This window comes from Bacillus paramycoides (genome assembly GCF_001884235.1).
In the GTDB taxonomy this organism is placed as follows: Bacteria; Bacillota; Bacilli; order Bacillales; family Bacillaceae_G; genus Bacillus_A; species Bacillus_A paramycoides.
The window spans coordinates 62183-76064 of record NZ_MAOI01000085.1 but is presented as its reverse complement, the minus strand read 5'-3'; the positions used below and the strand labels follow the sequence as shown (position 1 = coordinate 76064).

Annotated in this window: 13 protein-coding genes and 1 riboswitch; of the genes, 4 read left to right on the top strand and 9 right to left on the bottom strand. The window is 35.6% G+C overall.

Features of this window, described 5'->3' with window-relative positions; translation table 11 throughout:
• Positions 1 to 4 precede the first annotated feature (4 nt).
• Entirely contained in the window at positions 5 to 985 is a 981-nt protein-coding gene (locus BAU28_RS19535; RefSeq protein ID WP_071719638.1) for a LacI family DNA-binding transcriptional regulator, read from the bottom strand.
• Between the two features lie 98 nt (positions 986 to 1083).
• Here BAU28_RS19535 and BAU28_RS19530 point away from each other — a divergent pair, with 98 nt between their 5' ends.
• Positions 1084 to 1710 carry a YczE/YyaS/YitT family protein gene (locus BAU28_RS19530; protein WP_048374946.1) on the top strand — a complete coding sequence of 209 codons (627 nt, stop codon included), beginning with the start codon at positions 1084 to 1086 and terminating at the stop codon, positions 1708 to 1710.
• A gap of 29 nt (positions 1711 to 1739) precedes the next feature.
• Here the strand turns inward: BAU28_RS19530 and BAU28_RS19525 are convergent, their stop codons facing one another.
• The 3 genes from BAU28_RS19525 to BAU28_RS19515 all read right to left on the bottom strand — a co-directional run bounded on the left by BAU28_RS19525 (position 1740) and on the right by BAU28_RS19515 (position 5364).
• Positions 1740 to 3035, bottom strand: coding sequence for a homoserine dehydrogenase (locus tag BAU28_RS19525; RefSeq protein WP_071719637.1), 1296 nt, complete (start codon positions 3033 to 3035; stop codon positions 1740 to 1742).
• Between the two features lie 141 nt (positions 3036 to 3176).
• Positions 3177 to 4082, bottom strand: coding sequence for a homoserine O-acetyltransferase MetA (gene metA / locus BAU28_RS19520; RefSeq protein ID WP_048374948.1), 906 nt, complete (start codon positions 4080 to 4082; stop codon positions 3177 to 3179).
• Positions 4066 to 5364, bottom strand: a complete 1299-nt coding sequence (locus tag BAU28_RS19515) for a bifunctional O-acetylhomoserine aminocarboxypropyltransferase/cysteine synthase (RefSeq protein WP_071719636.1) — start codon at positions 5362 to 5364, stop codon at positions 4066 to 4068. Before BAU28_RS19515 ends, metA begins: the two co-directional genes overlap by 17 nt.
• Positions 5365 to 5456: 92 nt before the next feature.
• Positions 5457 to 5561, bottom strand: a riboswitch (SAM riboswitch).
• 323 nt (positions 5562 to 5884) lie between these two features.
• On the opposite strand from BAU28_RS19515, the gene BAU28_RS19510 reads away from it, so the two are divergent.
• Positions 5885 to 7120 carry a chloride channel protein gene (locus BAU28_RS19510; protein ID WP_071719635.1) on the top strand — a complete coding sequence of 412 codons (1236 nt, stop codon included), beginning with the start codon at positions 5885 to 5887 and terminating at the stop codon, positions 7118 to 7120.
• Positions 7121 to 7163: 43 nt separating this feature from the next.
• Here the strand turns inward: BAU28_RS19510 and BAU28_RS19505 are convergent, their stop codons facing one another.
• The gene (locus BAU28_RS19505) at positions 7164 to 7784 is read right to left on the bottom strand and encodes a YjjG family noncanonical pyrimidine nucleotidase (RefSeq protein ID WP_071719634.1); all 621 of its coding nucleotides are present in this window, start codon (positions 7782 to 7784) and stop codon (positions 7164 to 7166) included.
• A 106-nt stretch (positions 7785 to 7890) separates the two neighbouring features.
• Between BAU28_RS19505 and BAU28_RS19500 the strand changes: the two genes are divergently transcribed.
• Positions 7891 to 8562, top strand: coding sequence for a transcriptional regulator YeiL (locus tag BAU28_RS19500; RefSeq protein ID WP_071719633.1), 672 nt, complete (start codon positions 7891 to 7893; stop codon positions 8560 to 8562).
• A 58-nt stretch (positions 8563 to 8620) separates the two neighbouring features.
• Here the strand turns inward: BAU28_RS19500 and BAU28_RS19495 are convergent, their stop codons facing one another.
• From BAU28_RS19495 to BAU28_RS19485, 3 genes are all read right to left on the bottom strand, one after another.
• Positions 8621 to 9247 (bottom strand): FMN-dependent NADH-azoreductase, encoded by a 627-nt coding sequence (locus BAU28_RS19495; RefSeq protein ID WP_071719632.1) that lies wholly within the window; start codon positions 9245 to 9247, stop codon positions 8621 to 8623.
• Positions 9248 to 9440: 193 nt separating this feature from the next.
• Positions 9441 to 10088: a response regulator gene (locus tag BAU28_RS19490; RefSeq protein ID WP_025146989.1), complete on the bottom strand. Its 648-nt coding sequence runs from the start codon at positions 10086 to 10088 to the stop codon at positions 9441 to 9443.
• A gap of 20 nt (positions 10089 to 10108) precedes the next feature.
• Positions 10109 to 11680 carry a GAF domain-containing sensor histidine kinase gene (locus tag BAU28_RS19485; RefSeq protein ID WP_071719631.1) on the bottom strand — a complete coding sequence of 524 codons (1572 nt, stop codon included), beginning with the start codon at positions 11678 to 11680 and terminating at the stop codon, positions 10109 to 10111.
• A 134-nt stretch (positions 11681 to 11814) separates the two neighbouring features.
• Here BAU28_RS19485 and pdxK point away from each other — a divergent pair, with 134 nt between their 5' ends.
• Complete coding sequence (gene pdxK, locus BAU28_RS19480) at positions 11815 to 12639, top strand: pyridoxine/pyridoxal/pyridoxamine kinase (protein ID WP_002174443.1); 825 nt, start codon at positions 11815 to 11817, stop codon at positions 12637 to 12639.
• Between the two features lie 120 nt (positions 12640 to 12759).
• On the opposite strand, the gene BAU28_RS19475 is transcribed toward pdxK, so the two are convergent.
• Positions 12760 to 13815, bottom strand: a complete 1056-nt coding sequence (locus BAU28_RS19475) for a GGDEF domain-containing protein (protein WP_071719630.1) — start codon at positions 13813 to 13815, stop codon at positions 12760 to 12762.
• Between the last annotated feature and the right edge of the window lie 67 nt (positions 13816 to 13882).

The window sequence follows — 13882 nt, the reverse complement described above, 5'->3', positions numbered from 1 at the left end:
TTCTCTATTCCGTCGTTTCCCTATCTACCAATTTAGGTAATAACTCTACATGTTTCACATCTATTTCTTCATCATTAATCTTTTCATATAATAACTCAAATGCTTTTACACCAACGTTTTTACTGGAATGTGAAATCGTCGTAATACCTAATATATCTGCCACCTCTTGATCATCACATCCAATAAGCGTAATATCCTCTGGAATACGAATTCCTTGTTTTTTCGCCTCCGTTACCATACCTGCAGCAATATGGTTGCAAGATACGAGAAACGCCGTCGGTTTTACAGGAATATGAGCCCACTCTCGCACTACATCACGCCCATCTTCCACCGTAAAACACCCTTTAAACTTCCAGGCTTCTAACGGTGTTACAGCAATCTGTTGAAGTGAATCCTCATACGCTTGTTTTCTTCTTTGACTATTAATGCTATTACTTCTTCCAATACAATATCCAATACGCGTATGACCTGCGTCTATTAAGCTTTTCATCCCTTGTGAAAACACTTTATAGTAATCAATATGTACACTCGAAATAAAATTTGAATCTATTTCCTCACACATAACAATTGGACCAAATTTCGTATACTCTTCAAGTTTGTCCTTACTATTTGTTCTTGAACATATAATTACTCCATCAAGTTTTTTCATTTTCAACATATGTAAAATTTCCAACTCTTTTTCTTCACTATAATTCGTTTGGCAAAGCATCATATTATAATTGTTCTTCGCGGTTTCTTTTGATATACCCTCAATAATAGCACTATAATATTGATCATTTACGTGCGGTAATAAAACACCAATTACATTTGTTTTCCCTTTCACTAAATGAATAGCATTTACATTTTGCGTATAATTTAATTCTTCTATAATCTTTAAAATTTCTTTTCGTTTCTGCTCATTTACATACGGATGATCATTAAGTACACGTGAAACAGTAGAAACAGATACCCCAGCAAGTTCAGCGATCTTTCTTATATTAGTCATCTCATTCTCCCCTTTTCGTAAAAATTCTTACTTGACCTGGTAAGCTTTCCACAATATATCCTTTCCTAGCAAATACGTTTAGAAAGGATACACACTATATGCTTCAATTCAAATTAGAATATATATTTTTCATTGGCGGTTTACTCATTCTCTCCATCGGTATTAATATGATGACGACAATTACTTCCTTTGGACTTAGCCCTTATGATTCCTTCTTTATTGCACTATATCAAAATTTCGGGGTAAGTATTGGTTTTTGGATTTTCATGATTAACTTTGTTTTTACACTTATCGTACTCTTTTGGGATAAAAAACAAATTACAATCGGCACGATTGTAACGATGATTCTTATTTCTCTTTTTGTTGATTGGATTGGTTCCATTACAACTATTATGGACTTTATCCGCTCTCTTCCAAAATATATAACACTTATTTGTGGAAATCTATTCGTCGGAGCTGGAATCGGTCTTTACGTCTCTACAAACCTTTGCGCTGCGCCTCAAGAGGCTTTCGTTTTAACTGTTGCTGAGAAGAAAAAATGGACATTCAGAAGAACTGAAATTTCATTAGCTCTTTTATTTTTAACATTAAGCTTCTTATTAGATGGACCAATCTATTTCGGAACAATTATCTTATCCTTTACAACAGGTTGGATTATTCAAGCATTTATACAAGTTGGCACGCAGATTTTAAATAGAAAAAAACCTATTAAGCAAGCTGCTTAATAGGTTTTTTCGTTTTTTTATAGGAAATACTACTTAGCATCTCCTTCAATTCGATAGTTTGCTTTCACACAATCTATTTCTTCATACGATTGCAATGTATGTAGAATGTAATCGTAATCTGCAAGAGAAGCACGATGTGTTACAATTACAATTTCGGCTTTCCCTTTCTCTTCAAGTGGCATTTGAATAATCTTTTCAAAGCTAACACCGCGCTCAGAGAACAAGGATGTAATTTTTGCAAATACACCAATTTCGTCTTTGACATGAAGTCTTAAAAACTTTTTCACAACAATTTCATCTGGCTCTTTTAATACTTTTTTATATTGTGGGGATACGGCACTATTTCCGTTTACACCTAACCTAATATTTTGCATTACAGCAACTAGGTCAGAAACAACAGCTGTCGCTGTCGGTAAGCTTCCTGCTCCCGGTCCATAAAACATCGTTTCTCCTACTGCCTCACCATACACATAGACAGCATTATATTCATTTTGCACTGCTGCAAGAGGATGTGTATTTGGAAGTAAAGTTGGCTCAACTGTAACCTCTAATTTCTCGCCATCTCGCTTTGCAAGACCAATTAATTTAATTGTATATCCTAAGCTCTTACTATATTCAATATCTTCTTCTGTAATAGAAGTAATTCCTTTTACCTTCACATCTCCAAGCTCTACATTTGTAGAGAAACCAAGAGTAGCCAAAATCGTCATTTTTCTTGCTGCATCTAAACCTTCTACGTCTGATGTTGGATCTGCTTCTGCAAATCCAAGCTGTTGGGCTTCTTTTAACACGTCGTTATATGCTCTCCCTTCGTCTGACATTTTCGTCAAAATAAAATTTGTCGTTCCATTTACAATTCCCATTACTTTCGTAATAAGATCTGAAGAAAGCCCCTCTACGATGCTTCTTAAAATCGGAATACCTCCAGCTACACTAGCTTCATAAAACAAATCAGCCTTGTTATCTTTTGCTACCGCCAGCAATTCTGCCCCGTGTACCGCCATTAGATCTTTATTTGCAGTCACAACGTGTTTCCCACTATTTAAAGCTTGTAAAATATATGCTTTTGCATCATCGATTCCACCCATTACTTCGATGACAACATCAATATTAGGATTATCTAAAATTTCACTCGCATTTTGTGTTAATAGAGTAGAAGGTACCTCGACCTCTCTCTCTTTTTCAATATTTTGCACCAACACTTTCGTTACTTTCACTGGACAACCTACTTGGTGTATAAGTCGTTCTTGATGATCTGCAATAATACGAACTACACCACTACCAACTGTCCCAAGACCTAATAACCCCACTTGAATTTCTTTCATAATACTGTCCACCCCTCAAAAATTGTGTTTAGATGCCATTATATAAACAAAACATCTGAAAAACAATGTATTTTGAACATTCGGAAAAATACAGGTTAATCTTTACCAAGAAAACGCTACCACGTGTTACACAATCATTATTTACAATAGATAAGGGGTTTCTTGATACACGTAATAATTCAACCAATTAGAGAATAATAAATTTCCATGACTCCTCCACCTAACAAGCGGCTTTTCATCTGGATTATTATGTTTAAAATAATTTTTTGGCACATCAATATTTAACCCTTTTTGGCTATCTCGTTCATATTCTTGTTTTAACGTATCACAGCTATATTCACTATGTCCGAGTGCGAAAACTTGCCTTCCCTCTGGCCCAATAACAAGATGAACACCCGCTTCTTCAGAGTTTGCTAATAACGTTAATTCTTTCACCTTTTCAATATCACTCTCTCGTACTTCTGTATGACGAGAATGCGGGGCAAAAAACAATTCATCAAACCCTTGTAACAATTTCACATGTTGCTCGCGAACCTCATGTTCAAACACACCAAACATTTTTTCAGCAAGAGGATATTTCGGAACACCATAGTGATAATACAAACCAGCTTGTGCTCCCCAGCAAATATGAAGCGTAGATGTTACATTCGTTTTTGAATACTCCATAATACGTTCAAGCTCTTCCCAATAATCTACTTCTTCAAAAGAAAGAGTCTCAACTGGTGCTCCTGTAATAATGAGTCCATCAAATCTTTCGTTTTCAATATCACGGAAAGTTTTATAAAAGCTCGTTAAATGTTCCTGTGCTACATTGCGAGATAGATGTGATTCCATATGTAATAAATGAACATCTAATTGTAACGGTGTATTTCCAATTAAACGAAGTAATTGTGCTTCTGTTTCTTGCTTTGTAGGCATTAAATTTAATATGGCAATTTTCAAAGCACGTATATCTTGTGTTTCTGCTCGCTCCTTCGTCATTACAAAAATATTTTCTTCTTGTAATACTTTACGAGCTGGTAAATCTTTATCAATTATGATCGGCATGTTGTTTGCCTCCGACTAGCGCTGCTTCTAAATCTACAATAATATCAGAAACATCTTCTATACCGACCGATAAACGAATTAAATCAGATGTAACACCAGCTAAACGTTGAGCTTCTGCACTTAATTGTCTGTGTGTCGTACTAGCGGGATGTATTACACAAGTTCTGGCATCAGCTACATGCGTTACGAGAGTTGCCAGTTTCACACTTGCAATAAATTCTTTTGCTGCTTCTAATCCGCCTTTTATACCGAAAGTTAAAACACCACTAGCACCTTTTTTCAAATACTTTTGTGCTAACGAATAATTTTCATTGCTATCTAATCCCGGATAATTCACCCATTCAATACGTTCATGATTAGCAAGCCACTTAGCAACTGCGAGAGCATTTTCACTATGACGCTCCATTCGTAAATGCAATGTTTCCAAGCCAATATTGCTAATATATGCATTGAATGGGCTCATACAGTTTCCATAGTCTCTTAATAATTGAACGCGTGCTTTCACAATATAAGCTGCTGATCCAAAATTTTGAACATAACTTACGCCGTGATAACTCGGGTCAGGTTCAACAAGCTCAGAATATTTTCCATTTGTCCAATCAAAGTTCCCTCCGTCAATAACAATGCCGCCTAATGAGCTCGCATGACCATCAATATATTTCGTCGTAGAATGAACGATAATATTTGCCCCATGTTCAAACGCTTGGCATAAATAAGGCGTCGCTAATGTATTATCAACGATAAAAGGTACTTCTAATTCTTTTGCCGCTGCTGAAAATTCTTTGAAATTTAAAACGCTCATCGCTGGATTTCCTAATGATTCTGCATAAATGAGCTTCGTCTTATCGTTAGCAAGTGCCGCAATTTCATCGGCCGTTAAATTTGGATTAAAGAACGTAACATCAATACCAAGCTTACGCAAACTCACTCCAAATAAATTAAATGTCCCCCCGTAAACTGTTGAAGAACAAAGTAAATGGTCTCCGCTACTACAAATATTTAAAACTGCGAGCATAATAGCTGCCTGCCCAGAAGCTGTTGCAACAGCCCCTACACCGCCCTCTAAATCTGATAACTTCTGCTCAAATGCAGCTAGCGTAGGATTTCCAATACGCGTATATATATATCCCTCTGCCTCCAAATTAAATAGCGCTGCTAAATCATCTGAAGTATCGTATTTATACGTTGTACTTTGATAAAGTGGCAAAACACGTGGTTCACCATTCTTTGGCGTATAGCCACCTTGCACACAAATAGTTCCTTTCCCCCATGATTCTCCCATCTCTCGTTCTCCTTTCTTTTATGAAAAATAAAAAACTGCCCCTTTCCTGAAAACAAGAAAGGAGCAGTTTGAAAACACGCTCTAAAGGCTCTTTCTTATCTCTCAGGATTATTACCTGCAGGATTTGGCACAATTCCGTTATACGGCTGTTGCCAAGGTTTCATCGGGCCTGTCCCTCCACCTTTTCTTGATAAGACTATGCAATTACCGTTGATTTTATAGCAATAATTTCCTGATGTCAAATAGTTTTTCTGAATGTTCTAAATTAAATGTCGGAAATTTAATTTAAATAACAAAAGAAATATATTCCATGTTCATATGAAAAATACCTTTCAAAAACTCGAATCACTATATACACTTAAATAAGCACTTTAACCGTGCAGACTTCAAATTCTCATGAAATCGCATTGTATAAATTGAATAAGCCGACCTCTCAAAAAGATACTATATATATTCAATTCATTTCATACCAGCATATCTAACCCTTTCTATATCAAAACTTACATAACGGAGGTATAACATGACAAATAAAAAGGACATGAACTATATACTCGTCCTATATGGCATTCTTCTAGGCTCTATAGTAGGAGCTACAGTCTGGCTATTTTTAGTTACAATAAATTTCGGAATCCACTTTATTTGGGGATACTTACCTAAAGTATTTTCTTCTCCCCCTTATTACACCATTTGTGTAACAATAATCGGTGGTATTCTCGTTGGTTTAACACAAAAATACTTCGGTACATATCCACGTCTTATGCCGGAAGTCATGGCTGAATATAAAAAAACAGGGCGAATTGAATACCGTTTTGTACATAAAGCTACTTTAACCGCGATTATCGTTTTAATATTTGGAGCTAGTCTAGGTCCGGAAGCAGCGCTTGTTGGAATTATCGGTGGACTTTGCACATGGGTAGGTGATCGCTTTAAATTCGCTTTAAAGGGAATGAATGAACTAACAGAGGTTGGAATTGGTGCTACTTTAAGTGTCATTTTCAATGCACCATTATTCGGTTATTTAGCTCCGAATGAGAATGAGAGTGAAGGTGAACAAATTGCTGAGTTTTCTAAGAGAAAAAAAGCAATCGTATATTTAGCTACCACTTTTGCCGGATTTTCTATTTATTTATTGCTTAGTAAATTAGATAATCGTGGATCTTTTATTGTTAATTTTGGAGAAGGCTCTCTTTCTCTCAATGAATGGATCGCCTTTCTACCACTTGCAAGTATCGGTGCCATGGTCGGTTTCCTTTATTTCAAATTAGAGTTTACATTAGAGAAAGTAATTCATCCTTTCCGAGAATACAAACTATCACTTGGAATTATCGGTGGTATTTTATTAGGAATTGTAGGAACAGTTCTCCCATATACATTATTCTCAGGGGAACATCAGTTAAAAGATTTAGTCGTCGAATGGAGCCATTTATCTTTTTGGGTATTACTTCTTTCAGGGATTTTAAAATTATGTATTACTGCCGTTTGTTTAAATACGGGGTGGCGCGGCGGACATATTTTCCCCATTATATTTGCCGGATCAAGTATTGGATATGCTATAGCTTCTATTGCCCCTATAGATCCAATAGCTTCTGTAGCCATCGTAACGACAGCTATTTCAAGCTATGCATTAAGAAAACCAATAGCTATAACATTACTATTACTCATGTTTTTCCCGCTCAATTTATTATTACCAATGCTCGGGGCGGCGGCCATTGGTAATGCATTTCCGCTTCCTAAACATAATGAAGCTACAAACTAATATAAATAGGCAGTGGGGACAAAATCTTCACTGCCTATTTATATTACACAAGCTTCTTTAATAGTGCGTATAACTCTTCAAAATTATGTACCTCATACGTTGGCACAATCCCATTTTCATTTGATTTCTTTTCTGGATTAAACCAACAAGTATCGATTCCCGCTAAATATCCGCCTTTAATATCGGCACTTAACGAATCCCCAATAATAAGTCCTTCTTCAGAAACGAAAATATCTTTAAATTTTGAATGTATTCCTGCATTAAGCAGACGCTTATCTTGTGTTTTTGAAGCACCATTCGTCACGATATATAAATCATACTCACTTTGAATATTTTGTATAAATTCAAAGGCCCCCTGTATAAGTTGATTACCTTCTTCTAAATAACTACGATAATTATTTTCAAATAATATCCCATCTACTTCTTGACCATACTCTTTAAACAAAATCGAAAACCGTGTATTTACGACTTCATCACGGTTTATTTCGCCTTCTTCAAAAGCATCCCAAAGACTTTTATTAATTTTTTTATAATGCGCTTCAACCTCGCTAGTTAGAGGAATCCCTTTCTCTTCAAAAAGCATACGTAATGCCACTTTCTCCGCCTTCTGGAAATCTAACAATGTATCATCTACATCAAACAACAATGTTTTATATTTTTTCATAAGCCCTTCACACTCTCTTTTCTACAAAAACAAATTTAAATAAATCGTATCATTCTTTCTTGTAAAAATAATAGGAGATATCTCATACTAAATATGAGGTGAAAACATGAAAATCAGCAAAAATAGCGAAGAAATCTCTCATTACATGCAAACTTACAACTTCCACACTCTTTTTTCTTTTGATGTCTTACCATATGCCGAACTACATTCCTTTCAAAAGAAAGAAAGGATATGTAATGAAGGAGCTGATTTCCCTTATCTTTATTACTTAATTTCTGGGAAAGCGAAAATATATATGAGTCACAAAAACGGGAGGGTCTCCTTAATTAACTTTATTCAAGCACCTTCGTTCATTGGGGAATTAGGATTAATTGACGTAGAATCCGTTACGAAAGCGGTTGAGGTAATCGACGATTGTATTTGCTTAGCCCTTCCTCTTAAAAATTGTCAGCATCTTTTATTGCAAGATGCTACCTTTTTACAGAAACTATGCAAATTTATTGGCGAAAAAACAATTATCCGAACAGAAAGTTACGCCAAAAACTATAGTTATCCGTTCGAAAATCGATTAGCTGCGTTTATTCTATTAACGGAACAAAATAATTGCTATACCGAAAAACATACCGAGGCCTCAGAATACTTAAACGTCAGTTACCGGCATCTTCTATACGTATTAAACCAGTTTTGCCAGCAAAATTATTTAAAAAAAGAAGGGCGCACCTATTACATACACGATCGAATTCAATTAGAAAAACTTGCTAATGAACTTAAAGCATGAAAAACAGCGTTAACGTTTATGTTAATGCTGTTTTTTCGAGTGACGATTATAATTTTAATTAAAATTTACTTGCTACTTTAGCTGCTTCTTCAAGACCTGTTGTAATAATCTCTTCTGCTTTATCTGGGAATTGGTTATGTCCTTCAATAACTACTGTTTCCATGTTTGTTGCACCGAAGAAGCCCATCATGCTTGCTACATATTTAACAGCCATTTCTACTTCAGCTGCTGGTCCTTCAGAATATACGCCGCCACGTGCATTTAATAACGCAATTTTCTTATCTCCAATAAGTCCAACTGGACCTTCTGGTGTATATTTAAACGTTTTACCAGCGCGGTTTAAATAATCAATATACGTGTGTAATACGGCTGGGATCGTTAAGTTCCATAATGGGAAACCAAAAACTACTTTATCAGCTTCTAAGAATTGATTTAAATACTTATCAGCAACTGCTACTGCTTTTGCTTCTTCGTCTGTTAAATCAAATCCTTTACCAGCTTTGAATGTACCATTAATCATGTCTACGCCTACATATGGTAATTCTTCTTTATATAAATCAAGTTCTACTACTGTATCATTTGGATGTGCTTCTTTATAGCTTGCTAAAAATGCCTCATATAATTTCACACTAACTGCTTGGTCCGCTGGGCGGTTGTTTGCTTTTACAAATAAAACTGTTGCCATGATTCTTCTCCTCCTACTACTCACTCTTACGTTGTTATATATTACTTACGAAAAAGGGTTACTCCCTTGTAATTGTTGTTGCTTACAAATACATTTTATCTTTATATCAAGACAATTTCGTCCTCACATAGACGTATTTTTCCATAAAAAAAGTCCACCTTCTAAAGGCGAACTAGGTCTTACGACTTTAGTCTTATACAATTCCATTTTTCACTGCATATAATGCTGCTTGTGTGCGATCGGATAAATTTAACTTACTCAAAATACTACTTACATGAGCTTTAACCGTTTTTTCGGTAATAACTAAAACCGAAGCGATTTCTTTATTACTCATCCCTTTCGCTAATAACTGCAATACTTCATTTTCCCTTGCCGTTAGTACATCTACATGAACGAAAGATTCTTCCTCTTTCTCTTCTTGAGGTAATGTTTGAGAGAGAAGAGCATTTGCTATATCGGGATGTAATTGAATGTTACCTTTATACGCACTTCGAATAGCTTCAACAAGCTGATCTGGTTCTACATCTTTTAAAATATAGCCACTTGCCCCAGCTTTTAATGCTGGCAATACATGTGCTTGATCCGAAAAACTAGTTAATACAATTACTTTCACATTTGGATATTCTTTTTTAATGCAAGCTGTCGCCTCAATCCCATCCATCTCAGGCATATATAAATCCATTAATACGACATCTGGATTCGTTTCGCCTACTTTCACTAACGCCTCTTTTCCATTATTCGCTTCCCCAACTAATTCAAAATCTTCCTGCGTACTTAGAAAAAATGCTAATCCTTTTAAAACAACTGTATGATCATCAACTAACAATACTTTTATTTTCACAAACTTCCCTCATTTTCACGTCATAATGGTACATTTACTTTTACACTTGTTCGTTTTTTGCTGCTTGCAATTTTAATCGTCCCACCAACTAATTCTACTCTTTCACGCATCGTAGTCATACCGAGCGATTTTTTCTCTTTTACATCCTCTTCTACAAATCCATTTCCTTGATCGACTATTTCTAATGATACATTCTTCTCCGTCACTTTGAAATAAATTGTCGCTTCGCTTACATTGGCATGCTTACTTACGTTATTTAAAGCTTCTTGTCCAATTCGCCATAGCGCTTCTTCTACTACACGCGGCAAATCACGCACACCTGTAACTTGTTCCCGAATTTTTAATCCTAAACTTTCACCGTAGTGCTTTAAAGCTGGTAATAATCCTTTCTCTAATCCCGCTGGACGAAGTTGCCAAATTAATGTCCTCATTTCTTTTAAGGCACCTTGTGCTAATCCACGCATCTCATACAAAGACTGATCTACCTTTTCATTTTGCCCCTTTAAGACCGCCTCAGCGCCTTTCGTCATAAAGGTTAATGAAAATAACTTTTGCGAAACAGAATCGTGTAAATCTCTAGCTAATCGATTACGTTCTTCCATTCGTACAAGTTCACGGCGTTTCTCATTTAATCTTAAGTTCTCTATTATTAATGAAATATGATTTGCTAACGCTTGTACAACATCTATCGTATTTATATCAAATTCCCCATTATTAGAACTTACACTTAGCACGCCAAATATATGATTTTGAATATGTATTGGAATAGCAATAACTGCCCTATTAGGATGTACCATATTACCAACCTGACGCTTCAGCAAGACAGACTCCTCTTTTTCCAATGCTTCCCGTGCTGACGCCTTCATATCATCTTGTAGTTCACCCGTCTTATAAGAAGCTCTCACAGTTAGTTCATTCTCTTCTCTAATAAAGAACACGACTTGCTCCCATAGAAATAAACTCCCTACTTGCTTTACAACTTCCTCAGGCAATGTATTAAATCTATGAATCGCTCTTAAAGCTTGAATAAAGCGTTCTAACTTTACATAATAATGAGCTCTTCTCTTTTCATTTTCATACAATTTTGTGCGCTTTAAAGCTGTTCCAATTTGAAATGCAACTGATTGTAATAGTACTAATTCTTCTTCAGAAAAATGTGTTTTACCTGGGCTAGCCACATTTAATACGCCAAATTCATCTTCACCTGCTTTTAGCGGTACAGTCGCATGATGTACAATCCCTTCTGTATCTCCCCAGTTGTATTCAATTGCATTATTTATTCTCTTACATTCAATAATATTAACTGCTCGCTCTAATTTCCCTTCCACAAAGCTGTGTAGGCACCAACAATTCCCTTCGCACATCGGTCGTTTATTTTCGAATGTCAGTGCCTCCGGTAAGTGGTAATCAATTAACTTCGTATATCTACCGTTTTCATCCGCAAGAAAAATCCACCCTGTTGTTAAACCAGTTACATTTAATAATTTTTCCAGCACAGCCTGAAGTACGTGATATGTATCATTTGAGGTATTCAACGTTTCTGCAATCTCTTTTAATATAACTAATTCATTTGTACGATTCTCTTGAAACATCCTTCGTCTCCTACATACAAGATTTTAAATAGTACTTAACATAAATCATCTACTTTTCACTTTGTACTTATTCGTAACATTGATATAATAGTGAAAACGTAGTTTTCATTATATCACCTAAGGGGGCTTTCCTAATGACATTAAACAAAGCACTTACAATCGCTGGTTCTGATACAAGTGGCGGTGCTGGTATACAAGCAGATTTAAAAACATTCCAAGAACTTGGCGTATACGGAATGACATCTCTTACGACAATCGTAACAATGGATCCACATAACGGTTGGGCACATAACGTATTCCCAATCCCAGCTTCTACATTAAAACCACAATTAGAAACAACAATTGAAGGCGTTGGCGTAGATGCTTTAAAAACAGGTATGCTTGGATCGGTAGAAATTATTGAAATGGTTGCGAAAACAATTGAAAAGCACAATTTCAAAAACGTAGTAGTTGATCCTGTTATGGTATGTAAAGGGGCAGATGAAGCGTTACATCCTGAAACAAATGACTGCTTACGTGACGTTCTTGTTCCAAAAGCATTAGTTGTTACTCCAAACTTATTTGAAGCATATCAATTAAGTGGTGTGAAAATTAATTCTCTTGAGGACATGAAAGAAGCTGCAAAGAAAATCCATGCTTTAGGTGCTAAATACGTACTAATTAAAGGTGGTAGCAAATTAGGCACAGAAACTGCTATTGATGTGTTATATGACGGCGAAACATTCGATCTTCTAGAATCCGAAAAGATTGATACGACAAATACACACGGTGCAGGTTGTACATATTCTGCTGCAATTACAGCAGAGCTTGCAAAAGGAAAAACTGTGAAAGAAGCAGTCAAAACTGCAAAAGAATTCATCACAGCTGCAATTCGTCATTCATTCAAAATTAACGAATATGTAGGACCAACACATCACGGTGCTTACCGCAAATTCGTTGCACCGAAAGAACTTGTCTAAATAAAGCTACCCATTAATAGCTTTAAAAGTATATTAAAACCCACAGGAAATTTATTCTCCCTGTGGGTTTTAATCATTTACAAGGGTATTTGAGAGAAACCAACTTCTCTCCCCTCATCCTTATGATGCCGCACTAACCTTATTTCTACCATTTCTTTTTGAATAGTATAATGCGTCATCAGCTAATTGAATAAATTGCTCGGGTGATTTTTCATACTCAGAAACCCCAACTGAAACTGTAATTTTAATTTCTTCCCCACTTAACAATTGGAAGGAATATCTTTCAACAGCTAGACGAAGTTGTTCCCCTATACGAGTTCCATATGCCAACCCCTTTTTTGGTAATAACAGGGCAAACTCCTCGCCACCCTTTCGAAAAACCAAGTTTGAGAATGGTGCATTCTCTAGTAAAATATGCCCCACTTGTTTTAATACCTCATCCCCAGCCGGATGACCATACGTATCATTTACATACTTAAAGTGATCAATATCAATAAGTAATAAACAAAGCGAATCATTTTTCATATGTTTGTTACCAATATGACGATTCATCTCTAAATCAAATTGTCTTACATTTCCTAGACCTGTTAATGCGTCCATCGTTGCATACTGCTTCATCGTTTGAAATAATTCATTCGATTGCAATACGTAGCTTGCACTTACAAATGTGATGTATGCCGCAACAATACTACAAACTAAATATAATACCACTACGGATATATCCTTAAATAAAATAGAAAGTGGTATTGTTAAAATAGACAAACTGTACACATTAAACCATACCCATTTTGTGAATACAGAAACTTTCATCCGCCAAATGAAGATAATACCAATCCCTATTGCCACGATAGTATAGCAAGCCAACTCAGAGGCTAAAGAGTACTCAGTAAAAAATAGCCGAGTGATTAAAATAATAGTAACTGTTATACTACTGGCTATCGGACCTCCAATTATAATTGCCAAAATAACAGCTAAATAACGTAAATCCAACATAATATCTTCAATATGTACACCAAAATGCATCAATAATATACTTAGTATTCCAGTAAAAATACCGACCACACATTTTTGTCCAAAAGAGAATTCCTCTTTTAATGACTTATCTCTTAAAAGCTGACCACCTACAAAGATAAAGGAAAGAATAATTGTCATATTTACAAATAGATCTCTGAACATAAAATAATCTCCCTACTTTTTCTTTTCCATCTATCCCCTTCTATATTTTATTGTATTACGAAATCCC